The sequence below is a fragment of the Nocardioides cavernae genome (assembly GCF_013410035.1).
In the GTDB taxonomy this organism is placed as follows: domain Bacteria; phylum Actinomycetota; class Actinomycetes; order Propionibacteriales; family Nocardioidaceae; genus Nocardioides; species Nocardioides cavernae_A.
The window spans coordinates 1003702-1017381 of the sequence record NZ_JACCBW010000002.1 but is presented as its reverse complement, the minus strand read 5'-3'; the positions used below and the strand labels follow the sequence as shown (position 1 = coordinate 1017381).

The 13680-nt window shown below is 71.9% G+C and carries 12 protein-coding genes; 7 read left to right on the top strand and 5 right to left on the bottom strand.

Translation table 11 applies throughout. The features are described 5' to 3' along the window. Positions 1 to 16 precede the first annotated feature (16 nt). Entirely contained in the window at positions 17 to 616 is a 600-nt protein-coding gene (locus F4692_RS12370) for an ATP-binding protein (protein WP_179619923.1), read from the top strand. Here F4692_RS12370 and F4692_RS12365 read toward each other — a convergent pair. Further along, complete coding sequence (locus F4692_RS12365) at positions 597 to 1679, bottom strand: adenosine deaminase (RefSeq protein WP_308645283.1); 1083 nt, start codon at positions 1677 to 1679, stop codon at positions 597 to 599. The genes F4692_RS12370 and F4692_RS12365 overlap by 20 nt on opposite strands. Positions 1680 to 1714: 35 nt before the next feature. Between F4692_RS12365 and F4692_RS12360 the strand changes: the two genes are divergently transcribed. After that, entirely contained in the window at positions 1715 to 2167 is a 453-nt protein-coding gene (locus tag F4692_RS12360; protein ID WP_179619921.1) for a MaoC family dehydratase, read from the top strand. 12 nt (positions 2168 to 2179) lie between these two features. Here the strand turns inward: F4692_RS12360 and F4692_RS12355 are convergent, their stop codons facing one another. From F4692_RS12355 to F4692_RS12345, 3 genes are all read right to left on the bottom strand, one after another. Further along, positions 2180 to 3793, bottom strand: a complete 1614-nt coding sequence (locus F4692_RS12355; RefSeq protein ID WP_179619920.1) for a VWA domain-containing protein — start codon at positions 3791 to 3793, stop codon at positions 2180 to 2182. A gap of 139 nt (positions 3794 to 3932) precedes the next feature. After that, positions 3933 to 5216 (bottom strand): thymidine phosphorylase, encoded by a 1284-nt coding sequence (locus F4692_RS12350; protein WP_179619919.1) that lies wholly within the window; start codon positions 5214 to 5216, stop codon positions 3933 to 3935. Then, the gene (locus F4692_RS12345; RefSeq protein WP_308645282.1) at positions 5216 to 5650 is read right to left on the bottom strand and encodes a cytidine deaminase; all 435 of its coding nucleotides are present in this window, start codon (positions 5648 to 5650) and stop codon (positions 5216 to 5218) included. Before F4692_RS12345 ends, F4692_RS12350 begins: the two co-directional genes overlap by 1 nt. A 183-nt stretch (positions 5651 to 5833) precedes the next feature. Between F4692_RS12345 and F4692_RS12340 the strand changes: the two genes are divergently transcribed. The 5 genes from F4692_RS12340 (at position 5834) to F4692_RS12320 (ending at position 12484) form a co-directional block, all read left to right on the top strand. Continuing rightward, positions 5834 to 6952, top strand: coding sequence for a BMP family lipoprotein (locus F4692_RS12340; RefSeq protein WP_308645281.1), 1119 nt, complete (start codon positions 5834 to 5836; stop codon positions 6950 to 6952). Between the two features lie 177 nt (positions 6953 to 7129). Beyond that, entirely contained in the window at positions 7130 to 8653 is a 1524-nt protein-coding gene (locus tag F4692_RS12335; RefSeq protein WP_179619917.1) for an ABC transporter ATP-binding protein, read from the top strand. Continuing rightward, positions 8650 to 9924: an ABC transporter permease gene (locus F4692_RS12330; RefSeq protein WP_308645280.1), complete on the top strand. Its 1275-nt coding sequence runs from the start codon at positions 8650 to 8652 to the stop codon at positions 9922 to 9924. Before F4692_RS12335 ends, F4692_RS12330 begins: the two co-directional genes overlap by 4 nt. Next, positions 9921 to 11225, top strand: coding sequence for an ABC transporter permease (locus tag F4692_RS12325; protein ID WP_308645279.1), 1305 nt, complete (start codon positions 9921 to 9923; stop codon positions 11223 to 11225). The genes F4692_RS12330 and F4692_RS12325 overlap by 4 nt, the downstream gene beginning before the upstream one ends. Before the next feature lie 113 nt (positions 11226 to 11338). Further along, positions 11339 to 12484 (top strand): sensor histidine kinase, encoded by a 1146-nt coding sequence (locus F4692_RS12320; RefSeq protein WP_179619916.1) that lies wholly within the window; start codon positions 11339 to 11341, stop codon positions 12482 to 12484. Positions 12485 to 12490: 6 nt separating this feature from the next. Here the strand turns inward: F4692_RS12320 and F4692_RS12315 are convergent, their stop codons facing one another. Next, positions 12491 to 13675, bottom strand: coding sequence for an amidohydrolase (locus F4692_RS12315; RefSeq protein WP_179619915.1), 1185 nt, complete (start codon positions 13673 to 13675; stop codon positions 12491 to 12493). Between the last annotated feature and the right edge of the window lie 5 nt (positions 13676 to 13680).

Genomic DNA, 13680 nt, shown 5'->3' with positions numbered 1-13680 from the left:
ATGAGTTCGTAACGAAATGAGCACTGCCCAGGTGGTCGTCCTGGCCGGACCCAGCGGGGCCGGGAAGTCCCGTCTCGCCGAGCGGCTCGGGCTCCCGGTCCTCCGTCTCGACGACTTCTACAAGGACGGCGACGACCCCACGCTCCCCCGCATCACGACGGGCGCCAACGCGGGCCTCGTCGACTGGGACCACCCCGACTCGTGGCACGAGGCCGACGCGCTCGCGGCGCTGCGCGAGCTCTGCGCGACCGGGCGCAGCGAGGTGCCGATCTACGAGATCGCCCAGAACGGCCGGTGCGGCTCCCGCACGGTCGACCTCGCCGGCAGCGACCTCTTCGTCGCCGAGGGCATCTTCGCGCCCGAGGTGGTGGCGGCGTGCCGCGAGGCGGGGATCCTCGCCGCGGCGTACTGCATCACCCAGCACCCGCTCGTCACCTTCTGGCGGCGCCTGACCCGCGACCTCCGCGAGCACCGCAAGCCGCCGCTGGTGCTCGTACGTCGTGGGCTGGCGCTGATGCGCGACCAGCAGCGCGTCGTCGCGCACGCGCTGCGGCAGGGCTGCCGGAAGGCCACCGGCGACCAGGCCTACGCCGAGCTCACGGCCGGGCGGCGATGAGCTCGGCGTAGCCCGGCTTGATGACGCCCTCGATGATCGCGAGGCGCTCGTCGAAGGGCAGGAAGGCCGACTTCATCGCGTTGATCGTGAACCAGCGCAGGTCCTCGAGCGTGTGGTCGAACGCCTCGACCAGGCCGAACATCTCCTGGGTCATCGAGGTGCCGCTCATCAGGCGGTTGTCGGTGTTGACCGTCACGCGGAACCGGAGCTCGGTCAGCAGCCCGATCGGGTGCTCAGCGAAGGACTCCGCGGCGCCGGTCTGGATGTTGGAGCTCGGGCACATCTCGAGGGGGATGCGCTTGTCGCGCACGTAGGCCGCGAGCCGGCCCAGCTCGACGGACCCGTCGTCGCCCACGGTGATGTCGTCGATGATGCGCACGCCGTGGCCGAGCCGGTCGGCGCCGCACCACTGCAGCGCCTCCCAGATGGACGGCAGCCCGAACGCCTCACCGGCGTGGATGGTGAAGTGGGCGTTCTCGCGCTGGAGGTACTCGAAGGCGTCGAGGTGCCGGGTGGGCGGGAAGCCCGCCTCCGCCCCGGCGATGTCGAAGCCGGCCACGCCGCGGTCACGCCACGCGATCGCGAGCTCGGCGATCTCCATGGACCGGGCCTGGTGGCGCATCGCGGTCAGCAGCTGGCGCACGACGATGCGGCCGCCGCTGGCGGACATCCCGGCCTCGAAGCCCTCCTGCACCGCGGCGACGACCTCGTCGAGGGTCATCCCGCCGCTGACGTGCTGCTCGGGGGCGTAGCGGACCTCGGCGTAGACGACGCCGTCGGCGGCGAGGTCCTCCACGCACTCGCGCGCGACCCGGGAGATCGCCGGGCCGTTCTGCATGACCGCCACGGTGTGGTCGAAGGTCTCGAGGTAGCGCACGAGCGAGCCGGAGTCGGCGGACTCGGCGAACCACTGCCCGAGGGACGCGGCGTCGGGGGCCGGCAGCTCGTGGCCGATCTGCGCGGCGAGCTCGACGATGGTCCCGGGCCGCAGCCCGCCGTCGAGGTGGTCGTGCAGGAGGACCTTGGGGGCCGCGTGCACCTGGTCGCGGGTGGGAGTGCTCACCGGCACATCCAACCAGTGCGCACTATGTTCGTGGCATGCGCACCTTCACCACGCTCGACGAGGTCTCGGCTGCCTCCGGCACCGACATCGGCACCAGCGAGTGGCTCACCGTCGACCAGGCCCGCATCGATGCCTTCGCCGACGCCACCCTCGACCACCAGTGGATCCACGTCGACGCCGAGGCCGCCGCCGCGGGGCCGTTCGGCACCACCATCGCCCACGGCTTCCTCACCCTCAGCCTGCTGCCCCACTTCGCGTCCCAGGTGTTCGCGTTCGAGACCACGGGCGCGCGGCTCAACTACGGCCTGGAGAAGGTCCGCTTCCCCAGCCCGGTGCCGGTCGACAGCCGCCTGCGCTCCCACGTGCGGTTCGGCGAGGTGCGTGACCTGCCCGCCGGCAAGCAGCTCGTCATCGAGCACACGATCGAGATCGAGGGTCACGACAAGCCGGCCTGCGTGGCCCAGCACGTCGTGCTGCTCCTCGCCTGACCTGCTGCGCCCCTACCGCGACAGCACCGCCTGGGCGAACACGTCCAGCACGTCCTGCGGGCGCTCGGCGAGGTAGGCCTCGCCACCCGTGGTGTGCGAGATGCGGCGCAGTGCCGCGAGGTCGGCGTCCTGGCTGATCGCGATGCCCACCAGGCGCACCGGTCGTTGCGGGTCGCGCAGCTCCCGCAGCCGGGCCAGGAGCGCGTCGAGGCCGATGGAGCCGGGGTCCTCGTTGCGGCCGTCCGTCATCAGCACGACGGCGTTGGAGTAGTGCGGGCGGTACTTCCTGACCCCCTCCTCGTACGCCGCGAGCGCCGTGTCGTAGAGCCCGGTCCCGCCGCTGGTGAGCGCCGGGAGCTCCGCGGCCCGCTCGCGCAGTGCGTAGCGCTGGGTACGCCCGAAGCGCAGGTCGTCGAGGCGCCGCAGCGGCTCGAGCTCGCGCCAGTCGCGGCCCGGACCGCCCTTGTCGATGGAGAAGACCCAGAGTCCGACGCGGGCGTGGTCGGGCAGGAACGACAGCCCGATCCCGGCCGCCTCGGCCAGCAGTTCCATCCGGGTGCGCCCCCCGGCGTCCGCGTCCATCGAGCCGGACACGTCGACGACGGTGAGGATCGACGAGGGGATCGCCCAGCTGCGCCACGACTGCACCGTCGCGACGATGGAGGCGGCGGAGGGCGGCTGCAGGGTCGCTGCGACCGCCGAGCCGCCGGGGGGCGCGGCCGCCGCGGTCGGGCGCAGGCCGGCGCCCCGGACCTCCTCGCGGCCCTCGGGCGCGGCGAGCGCCGCCGCGAGCTCGCGGGCGACCTCGCGGGCCTCGGGCTCCGCGTCGGCGTCGACGGCGAGCGGGAAGTCGAGGACGGGCGCGCCGGTGCCCGGCGTCAGGTCCCGCAGGTCAGTGCGACCGGCGACCTCGACCAGGGCCTGCTCGGTGGTCACGACGAGGCGCGTCGAGCGGCGGGGGAACATGCCCGGGCGCACGGACTCGTCGGCCCCGCGGGAGCGGCGCGCGCCGTACGTCTGGGCGAACGGAACCAGGGCGGAGCGCGCCTCCACCGGGTCCGCGCCGCTCTGGCGGGCCTCGGCCTGGGGAGCGAGCACCGCCAGCGCGCCCACGGCGGACGTCTGGGGGTCGGGGACGGAGACCGTGCCGGACGACTCGGCCTGGCGCCACGAGGCGTACCGGGTGGCCTCGGCGCCACCGACGAGGAGGACGGGCGTCCGGGCCAGGCTGCGCGCGACCACCCGCACCCGTGCCGCGTCACCGAGGTAGGCCCTGCTGGTCAGGAACCGAGCCTCGGGGATCCAGATGTCGGGGAGCCCGCCGCCCAGGGACGCGCTGCCGGCGACCTCGATCCCCGGACGCATCACGGGCTCCACGCGCGTGCAGTCGGCGATGAGGTCGTCGAGCACCGCCACCACGGTGGCGTACATCTCCGCGGCGACCGCCAGGTCGACGTCGTGGACGCGCTCGCACTGGACGCGATCGGTGGCGGCGGGGTCGTCGCGGGTCAGCACGAACCACGAGGCGGCCCCACCGGACGCCATGCCGACGACGAGCAGGAGTGCCACGAGCGCCGGGGTCACGGCTCCGACGGAGCCGTGCCGGTCGTGTGTGCGGAAGGACATACGAGATCCCCCGATCCCTGAGATCGGGTGAACGTACGCGCGCCCGCACGCCCTGGGGTCGGCTACTCGCGGGTACTCGCCAGACTTGGTGACGGTCCGTGCCGGCCGCTGACGACCGTCCGGGCTCGGCGGGAGCGGGTCAGCCGACCCGGTCGAGCACGATGTCGCCGGCGGTGGACGAGCCCCCGCCGCCGATGTCGAAACCGCCCTCGAGGGAGGCCAGCGCCCGCTCGAAGCGCTCCGGCTCGTCGGTGAGCAGCGTGAAGAGCGGCTCGCCCTCGGTCACCGCGTCGCCCGGACGCGCGTGCCACACCACACCCGCCCCGGCCTGCACCGGGTCCTCCTTGCGCGCGCGGCCCGCGCCGAGCCGCCACGCGGCCATCCCGACCGCCATCGCGTCGAGACGGGTCAGCGTGCCGCTCTCGGGCGCCGTCACGACGTGCGACTCCCTCGCCTGCGGCAGTGCCGCCTCCGGGTCACCGCCCTGGGCGCGGATCATCCGCTTCCAGACGTCCATCGCGGAGCCGTCGGCGAGCTTGTCGGCCGGGTCCACGTCGTCGCGCCCGGCGCCTGCGAGCATCTCGCGCGCCAGCGCCAGGGTCAGCTCGACCACGTCGGCGGGTCCGCCCCCGGCGAGGACGTCGACGGACTCCTGCACCTCGACGGCGTTGCCTGCAGTCAGGCCGAGCGGGGTCGCCATGTCGGTGAGCAGCGCGACCGTGTGGACGCCCGCGTCGGTGCCCAGGGCGACCATCGTCTCGGCGAGCTCGCGCGCGGTGTCGAGGTCCTTCATGAAGGCGCCGCTGCCGACCTTGACGTCGAGCACCAGCGCTCCGGTGCCCTCGGCGATCTTCTTGCTCATGATGGAGCTGGCGATCAGTGGGATGGCCTCGACGGTGCCGGTGACGTCGCGCAGGGCGTACAGCTTCTTGTCGGCCGGCGCGAGCCCGTCGCCGGCGGCGCAGATGACCGCGCCGACGTCCTCGAGGATCGCGAACATCTCCTCGTTGCTCAGCGCCGCGCGCCAGCCGGGGATCGACTCCAGCTTGTCGAGGGTGCCGCCCGTGTGGCCGAGGCCCCGCCCGGACAGCTGCGGCACGGCGACGCCGCACGAGGCGACGAGCGGCGCCAGCGGTAGCGTGATCTTGTCGCCCACGCCGCCGGTCGAGTGCTTGTCGGCGGTCGGGCGCGACAACGCGGAGAAGTCCATCCGCTCCCCCGACGCGATCATCGCCGCGGTCCAGCGCGAGATCTCGCTGCGATTCATCCCGTTGAGCAGGATCGCCATCGCGAGGGCCGACATCTGCTCGTCGGCGACGTCGCCGCGCGTGTAGGCGTCGATCACCCAGTCGATCTGGCTGTCGGTGAGCTCGTGCTGGTCGCGCTTGGCGAGGATGACCTCGACGGCGTCGTGTGCGGCCACTACTTGATCCCTTCCAGGTCATCGGGTCCGAAGGCGTCGGGCAGCACCTCGGACATGGGCTTGATGCCCGAGACGGTCCACAGCAGCAGGTCGCGGCCGCCGTGCTCGAACAGCAGCTGGCGGCACCGGCCGCACGGCATGATGATGTCGCCCGCGCCGTTGACGCACACGAAGTGGGTCAGGCGCCCGCCGCCGGTGGCGTGCAGCTGCGACACCACGCCGCACTCGGCGCACAGGACCACGCCGTAGGCCGCGTTCTCCACGTTGCAGCCGACGACGACCCGCCCGTCGTCGACGCGGGCCGCGGCGCCCACCGGGTAGGTCGAGTAGGGGGCGTAGGCCCGGCCCATCACCTCGACCGCCTGCGCGCGGAGCGCGTCCCAGTCGGCCTGGTCGAAGCCGTCGTCGAGCCGGTCGTGCGCACTGTCGTCCACGCCGACACTATGGCGCATACGGCGAAGCGCCGGTCATCGGCAGGTTCCGCCGAAAGTCGTCCTGCGACTTTTAGGTCTCAAACGTGTTTCGAACGGCCCCAACCCCGTGACGGGGTGCCCCGCTGCAGGCATCATGCTCCCGGAAAGCGCCCCCACCCAGGGGACACGAACTTGGAGGCATTTGTGTTGAAGACGAGGAAGGTCGTCGCGAGCGGCCTCGTGGCCATGCTCACGGCCGCGACCCTGGCTGCGTGTGGTGACGCGCCCGAGGAAGACACCAACAGCGGGAGCGACAACGGCAGCAGCGAGGCCACGAGCGACGTCGTGCCGTGCATCGTCTCCGACGCCGGTGGTTTCGACGACAAGTCGTTCAACCAGCTGGGCTTCGAGGGCGCCGAGCAGGCCGCCGACGAGCTCGGCGTCGAGCTCATCGCTGTGGAGTCCAACAGCGAGAACGAGTACGCCCCCAACCTGGAGAGCCTCGTCGGCCAGGGCTGCACGGTCATCGTGACCGTCGGCTTCGCCCTCGCCGCGGCGACCAAGGAGTCCGCTGCCGCCAACCCCGACATCGAGTACGTCCTCATCGACGACTCCGCCGACGGCGGCGACGACGGCGAGACCTTCGACGGCAAGGCCGACCAGCCCAACATCAAGCCCCTCCTCTACGACACCGCCCAGGCCGCGTTCCTCGCCGGCTACGCCGCCGCCGACTACACCAAGACCGGCAAGGTCGGCACCTACGGCGGTCTGCCCTTCCCGACCGTGACGATCTTCATGGACGGCTTCAAGCAGGGCGCCGAGTACTACGCCGAGGAGAACGGCAAGGACGTCGAGGTCGTCGGCTGGGACGGCAAGGACGGCTCCTTCACCGGTGGCTTCGAGGCCAACGAGGCCGCGACCAACACCGCCAAGCAGATCCTCGACCAGGACGTCGACGTGGTCCTCCCCGTCGGCGGCCCGATCTACCAGGGTGCCGTGTCGGCCATCAAGGACTCCGGCAAGGACGTCGCGATGGTGGGCGTCGACGCCGACCTCTACGAGACCGACCCGTCCACCCAGGACTACGTCATGACCTCGATCCTCAAGGGCATGAAGGTCTCGACCTACGAGGCCGTGATGTCGGCCGACGGCGACGACTTCGACTTCGCCCCCTACATCGGCACCCTCGAGAACGACGGGGTCGGCATCGCGCCGTTCCACAACTTCGAGGACAAGGTCAGCCCCGAGCTCGCCGACGAGCTCGAGACGGTCAAGGCCGGCATCATCGACGGCTCGATCACGGTGAACTCCTACCTGAACTGAGCCTCGCCGGGCTCCACCGGGCAGCACCCAGCTCCACCCAGCTCCACCCAGCTCGATCCACGGGGGAGGCCGACGGTTCCGTCGGCCTCCCTCTGGCTTCCCGGGCTCCCGCGCGCCGGTCGCAACCGGCCCCCGGCCCAGACCACCTGACCGAACCCACCCCTAGGATGCGATGCCATGAGACTCGTCCTGCGAGGCATCACCAAGCGCTTCGGCAGCGTGGTGGCCAACGACTCGATCTCGCTGACCGTCGAGCCCGGCGAGATCCACTGCCTCCTCGGCGAGAACGGCGCCGGCAAGTCGACCCTGATGAACGTCCTCTACGGCCTCTACCGCGCCGACGAGGGGGAGATCGAGCTCGACGGCGAGGTCCAGCACTTCACCGGCCCCGGCGACGCGATGGCCGCCGGCATCGGGATGGTCCACCAGCACTTCATGCTCGTCCCGGTCTTCACCGTCGCCGAGAACGTCATGCTCGGCAACGAGTCGACCGGCTTCGCCGGCACCCTCGACATCGATGCCGCCCGCCGTCGGGTCACCGAGATCTCCGAGCGCTTCGGCTTCGACGTGAAGCCCGACGCGGTCGTCGAGGACCTGCCCGTCGGCGTCCAGCAGCGCGTGGAGATCATCAAGGCCCTGTCCCGCGACGCCGAGCTGCTCGTCTTCGACGAGCCCACCGCGGTCCTCACGCCGCAGGAGACCGACGAGCTCATGGACATCATGCGCCAGCTCCGGGAGTCCGGGAAGGCCATCGTCTTCATCACCCACAAGCTCCGCGAGGTCCGTGAGGTCGCCGACCGGATCACCGTCATCCGCCACGGCAAGGTCGTCGGCGAGGCCGACCCCAAGGCCAGCAACGCCGAGCTCGCCTCCATGATGGTCGGACGGCCCGTCGAGCTCGTCGTGCAGAAGGACGCACCGCGGGTCGGCGATGACGCGTTCGTCGTCCGGGACCTCCGCGTGGTCGACCCGGCCGGCCACGCCCAGGTCGACGGCATCAGCTTCACCATCCGCGGCGGCGAGGTCCTGGCAGTCGCCGGCGTGCAGGGCAACGGGCAGACCGAGCTCACCGAGGCCATCCTCGGCCTCCAGGACGACGTCAGCGGCTCGATCCGTCTCGACGGCACCGAGCTGGTGGGCCGCTCGACCCGCAAGATCCTCGACGCCGGCGTGGGCTTCATCCCCGAGGACCGTCAGGTCGACGGGCTCGTCCCCAACTTCACCATCGCCGAGAACCTCATGCTCAACCGCAGCTTCAAGTCCCCGTTCGTGAAGAACGGCTCGCTCCGCATCGGTGCCCTGCGCGCCTTCGCGGAGCAGAAGCTGAAGGAGTACGACGTGCGCGCCCGCGACATCGACTCGCTGGCCGCCAACCTGTCGGGCGGCAACCAGCAGAAGGTGGTCGTCGCCCGCGAGCTCTCGCGCGACCTCCGCCTGCTCGTGGCGGCGCAGCCCACCCGCGGCGTCGACGTCGGCTCGATCGAGTTCATCCACAAGCAGGTCGTCGCGACCCGCGACAGCGGCATCCCGGTGCTGGTGGTCTCCACCGAGCTCGACGAGGTGGTCGCCCTCGCCGACCGGATCATGGTGCTCTACCGCGGCCAGATCGTCGGCATCGTGCCTGCCGACACCCCGCGCCAGACCCTGGGACTCATGATGACCGGCGAACGCCCGAAGGACCTGAAGGACGTGGTCGCGTGAGCGACGAGGACAAGCCCACCCCGGAGCACCCGGAGGCGGGACGCACGACGGCGCCCGACGTGGGCCCGCCCGAGGTCGACGCGGCCGAGGACGCCAGCGTCGAGGAGGGCGAGCGCTCGCGGTCGCTGCTGCGCGAGATCGCCGCCGGTGACGCGCTCGCCGGGGTGCTCGCCGTCTTCCTGGCCGTGCTGGTCGGCTCGGTGATGATCGCCGCGACCGACGAGACGGTGCGCGAGACGTTCGGCTACGTCACCGCGCGTCCCTCCGACTTCTTCTCCGCGCTGTGGGAGTCGATCTCCGGCGCCTACACCGCGATGTTCCGGGGCGCGATCTTCAACTACAACCTCGACGACCCGGCCCAGCAGTGGCGTCCCCTCACCGAGACGCTGAAGTTCGCCGGGCCGCTCATCCTCGGCGGTCTCGGCGTCGGCATCGCCTTCCGGGCGGCGCTGTTCAACATCGGCGGTCGCGGGCAGATGCTCGTCGCGGGTGGGGCCGCCGGCTGGGTCGGCTTCCAGCTCGACCTGCCCATGGCCGTCCACCTGCCCCTCGCGATCCTCGTCGGCATGGTGTTCGGAGCCCTGTGGGGCGGCATCGCCGGTCTCCTCAAGGCCCGCACCGGCGCCCACGAGGTGATCGTGACGATCATGCTCAACTACGTCGGCTACTACCTGCTGTTCTGGGCGCTCACCAAGGAGTGGCTGCTCAAGACGCCCGGCTCGGTCAACCCGAAGTCCCCGCCGATGGACAGCTCGGCGGTGCTGCCGAAGGTGCTCGGCGAGAAGTTCAACCTCCACCTCGGCTTCGTCCTCGCGCTCGTCGCCGTGGCCGTCGTGTGGTGGCTGCTCAACCGCTCGACGCTCGGCTACCGCGTCCGCGCGGTCGGCGAGAACCCGCACGCCGCCCGCGCGTCGGGCATCAACGTCGGCAGGACGTACACCGTCGTGATGATGATCGCCGGCTCGCTGCTCGGGCTGGCCGGCGTCAACCAGGTGCTCGGCACCGTGTCCAGCGGCGTCTCGCTCGACCTCGACGCCTCGATCGGCTTCGACGCCATCACCGTCGCGCTGCTCGGTCGCTCGCGACCGCTCGGCATCCTGGCCGCCGGGCTCCTCTTCGGCGCCTTCAAGGCCGGCGGCTTCACGATGCAGGCCTCCGAGAACATCTCGGTCGACCTCGTGCTCGTGGTGCAGTCGCTGATCGTCCTGTTCCTCGCCGCCCCTCCCCTGGTGCGCGCGATCTTCCGGCTCCCCGCCCAGGAGGCCAAGTGAGCACCGCCACCGACAACCCCACGCCCGACAGCGGCGGGCTGGCGCCCGACACGGTCGTGACGCCGACCGCGGGCTCCGGCGCGCGCAAGCTGCCGGTGGTCCTGGGCGTGCTGGTCCTGGGCCTCGCGATCGTTCTCCTGCGCTCGTCCCACTCCGGTGACACGACGTTCCGCCTGGCCGCCGAGACCGACTTCGTGACCCTTCCCGACGTCGTCGTGCCCTCGGGCCCGACCGCCTGGGTGATGGTGGTGATCTGCCTCGCCCTCACCGCGGAGGCCGTACGCCGGATGCTCGGCCACCTGCGTCAGCCGATGTGGATCCCGATCGCCTTCGCCGTCGCGTGGATGATCGGCTTCCTGAGCTGGGCGGCCGCCGACAGCCGGATCCTCATCGTCAGCCTGCTCGGCGGCGCGGTCGCCCTCGCGGTGCCGCTCGTCTTCGGCGCGCTCGGCGGCGTGCTCGGCGAGCGCGCCGGCGTGGTCAACATCGCGATCGAGGGACAGCTCCTGCTCGGCGCGTTCGCCGCCGCGATCGCCGCGTCCACGACCGGCTCCCCCTGGGCGGGGCTCGTCGCGGCTGCCGTCGCGGGCGCGCTGGTCGCCCTGGTGCTCGGCCTGTTCGCCATCACCTACTTCGTCGACCAGGTCATCGTCGGCGTGGTGCTCAACGTGCTGGTGCTGGGCCTGACCAACTTCATGTTCCGCCAGGTGCTCGCCCCCAACGCCGAGTCCCTCAACTCCCCCGAGGGCTTCTCGCGGCTCCCGATCCCGATCCTGGGCGACATCCCACTCATCGGGCCCCTGCTGTTCCGCCAGACCCCGCTCGTCTACGTGCTCTACGCCGTGGTCGCCCTCGTGGCCTGGGCGCTCTACCGCACCCGCTGGGGCCTGCGGGTCCGCGCCGTCGGCGAGCACCCCAAGGCTGCCGACACCGTCGGCATCAAGGTCAACCGCACCCGCTACCGCACCATCCTGCTCGCGGGCGCGATCGCCGGCATGGGCGGCGCCTACTACAGCCTGGTGTCCGTGGCGGCCTTCAACCGCGAGATGACCGGCGGTGCCGGCTACATCGCCCTCGCCGCGGTCATCTTCGGCAAGTGGGACCCGATCCGCGCCACCCTGGCCGCGCTGCTGTTCGGCTTCGCGACCAACCTCCAGGGCGTGCTGTCGTCCATCGGCTCCCCCGTGCCCAGCCAGTTCATGCTGATGCTGCCCTACCTGGTGACGATCCTCGCGGTGGCCGGCCTCGTCGGCCGCTCCCGCCCGCCGGCGGCGGACGGAGTGCCCTACAGGAAGCAGTAGCTGCGGTCGCGGCGACCCTCACCCCCGGGTGTTACCGCGACGTACGTTGTCCGTAACGATGTACACACCTTGTCGTTGCACGGTCACAGCCATCGCAGGATCGGGGGAGCTCCGTGGAGACGTCACCGCAGGAATGGGTGTGCGACGAGACGCTGGCGGAGAGCCGCCAGCGCTACGCGTCGCTGTTCACCTACCACCCGCACGCGGCCTACTCGCTCGACCCGAGGGGCTTCTACACCGACGCGAACCCCCGGGCGCTGGAGATGACCGGCCTCACCCTCGACGAGCTCCGGCACGCGCACTTCGCGCAGGTGGTCCACCCGGCGGACCTGCCGCTGGTCGAGGACGGGTTCGAGCGGGCCATGGCAGGTCTGCCGCAGGTCGTCGAGGCGCGGGTCGTGCGCACCGACGACACGATCGTCCACTTCCGCACCACGATGATCCCGGTGGTGGTCGACGAGGTGATCGTCGGCGTGCACGGGGTGGCCGAGGACGTCACACACGCCCGGCAGGTGCTCGAGGAGCTCGAGGACGCCAACGCGGCGAAGACCCGTTTCCTCGCCACGGTCAGCCACGAGCTGCGTACGCCCCTCGCGGCGCTGGTGGGGGCCACCGAGCTGCTCCGGGAGTCCGACCTCCAGGACGACTCGCGCCACTACGTCGACATGCTGCACCGGTCCGGCACCCGGCTCGCCGAGCTGGTGCACGACATGCTCGAGTTCTCCTGCCTGGAGGCGAGGCGCACCACGCTGCGGCCCCGGCCGTTCGAGGTGCGCGCGCTGGTCGACGACATCGCCGAGTGGGCCGCTCCCCTCGCCCGGTGCCGCGGGATCTCGTTCACCGTCAGCGTCGACGCCTCGGTCCCGCGCACGACGCTCGGCGACGGGATGCGCGTCTCGCAGGTCGTGACCAACCTGGTCCGCAACGCCGTCGAGTACACCGAGCGCGGCGGGATCAGCCTCGTGGTCAGTGCGCGAGGCCTGGGTGGTGGTGACGCGGAGATCGGCTCCGGGACCTGGGCGGAGTTCACCGTCATCGACACCGGCGTCGGCATCGGCCCCGAGCAGCAGGGCTCGCTGTTCGAGCCGTTCGCGCAGGCCGGACCCTGCTCGGGCGGGCGGGTCGGCGCCGGGCTCGGACTGGCCATCTCACGCGACCTCGCGGACCTGATGGGCGGTCGCCTCGAGGTCTGGTCGGAGCCCGGCACGGGCAGCACCTTCACCCTCGGGGTGCCGCTGGAGGTCGCGGCGGACGCCTGAGGCGGCTCAGGACGCGTCGAGCGCGGTCACCGCCGCCTCGGCGAGCACCCGCGCGGCGATCCCGGTCGCGGCCTCGTCGACGCGCAGGTTGCCCTGGTGGAGGTCGTACGTCGGACCGCCGGGCGTGCGGGTGCCGAGCCGGGCCATCGCGCCGGGGACGGAGTCGAGGTACCAGCCGAAGTCCTCGCCGCCGAGGCTCTGCGCGGTCGAGACGTGGCCGTGCGGGCCGAGGACGTTCTCGACGCCGACGCCGAGCAGGGCCGTCGAGACCGGGTGGTTGACCACGGGCGGCACGCCGCGCTGGTAGGTCACCTCGGCGGTCACGCTGTAGGGCGCGACGATGGACGTGATCAGCTGGCGGATGAGGTGCTCCGCGTCCGCCCAGGCGACCGCGTCGAGCATCCGCACGGTCCCGGCGACGACACCGCCGTGCGGGATGACGTTGTGGGCCGACCCGGCGCGCACCATGCCCCAGACCACGCTGACGCCCGCGCGGGGGTCGAGGCGGCGGCTGAGGATCGCCGGCAGCTCGGTGACGACCTTCCCGAGGGCGAAGGTGAGGTCCTCGGTCAGGTGCGGGCGCGAGGTGTGCCCGCCCTTGCCGATGAGCCGCACGGTCAGCGCGTCGGCCGCCCCGGTGAGGGGGCCCTCGCGCAGGCCGACCCGGCCGACGTCGAGGCTGGGGTCGCAGTGCAGGCCGAAGACGTGGGACACGCCCTCCAGCGCCCCGGAGGACAGCAGGTGCAGCGCGCCGCCGGGCATGACCTCCTCGGCGGGCTGGAAGAGCAGGCGTACGCGCCCCGTCAGCAGGCCGCGCGTCGCGACCTCCGCGAGGGCCAGCCCGGCGCCGACGAGCCCGGCGGTGTGGACGTCGTGGCCACACGCGTGCGCGACACCGGGGTTCTGGCTCTTCCACGGGTCGGAGATCAGGTCGTCGACGGGCAGCGCGTCGAGGTCGGCGCGCAGGGCGACGAGCGGACCGTCGTGACCGATCTCGGCGAGGACTCCCCCGCCCTCGGGCCGGGTGATCGCCCAGCCGGCACCCTCGAGCGCGGACACCACCGCACCGGAGGTGCGCTCCTCCGCCCAGCTGAGCTCGGGGTGGGCGTGCAGGTCGCGGCGCAGTGCGACGAGCTCGTCGGCGTACTTGTCGACGGTCTCGGCGATGACGGAGGTGGCGGGGATCGGCATGACCG

Excerpts from the sequence above, each read along its gene's own strand:
- F4692_RS12370 (WP_179619923.1), top strand. The coding sequence starts at position 17 with ATGAGCACTGCCCAGGTGGTCGTCCTGGCCGGACCCAGCGGGGCCGGG.
- F4692_RS12335 (WP_179619917.1), top strand. The coding sequence starts at position 7,130 with ATGAGACTCGTCCTGCGAGGCATCACCAAGCGCTTCGGCAGCGTGGTG.
- F4692_RS12360 (WP_179619921.1), top strand. The coding sequence starts at position 1,715 with ATGCGCACCTTCACCACGCTCGACGAGGTCTCGGCTGCCTCCGGCACC.
- F4692_RS12355 (WP_179619920.1), bottom strand. The coding sequence starts at position 3,793 with ATGTCCTTCCGCACACACGACCGGCACGGCTCCGTCGGAGCCGTGACC.
- F4692_RS12315 (WP_179619915.1), bottom strand. The coding sequence starts at position 13,675 with ATGCCGATCCCCGCCACCTCCGTCATCGCCGAGACCGTCGACAAGTAC.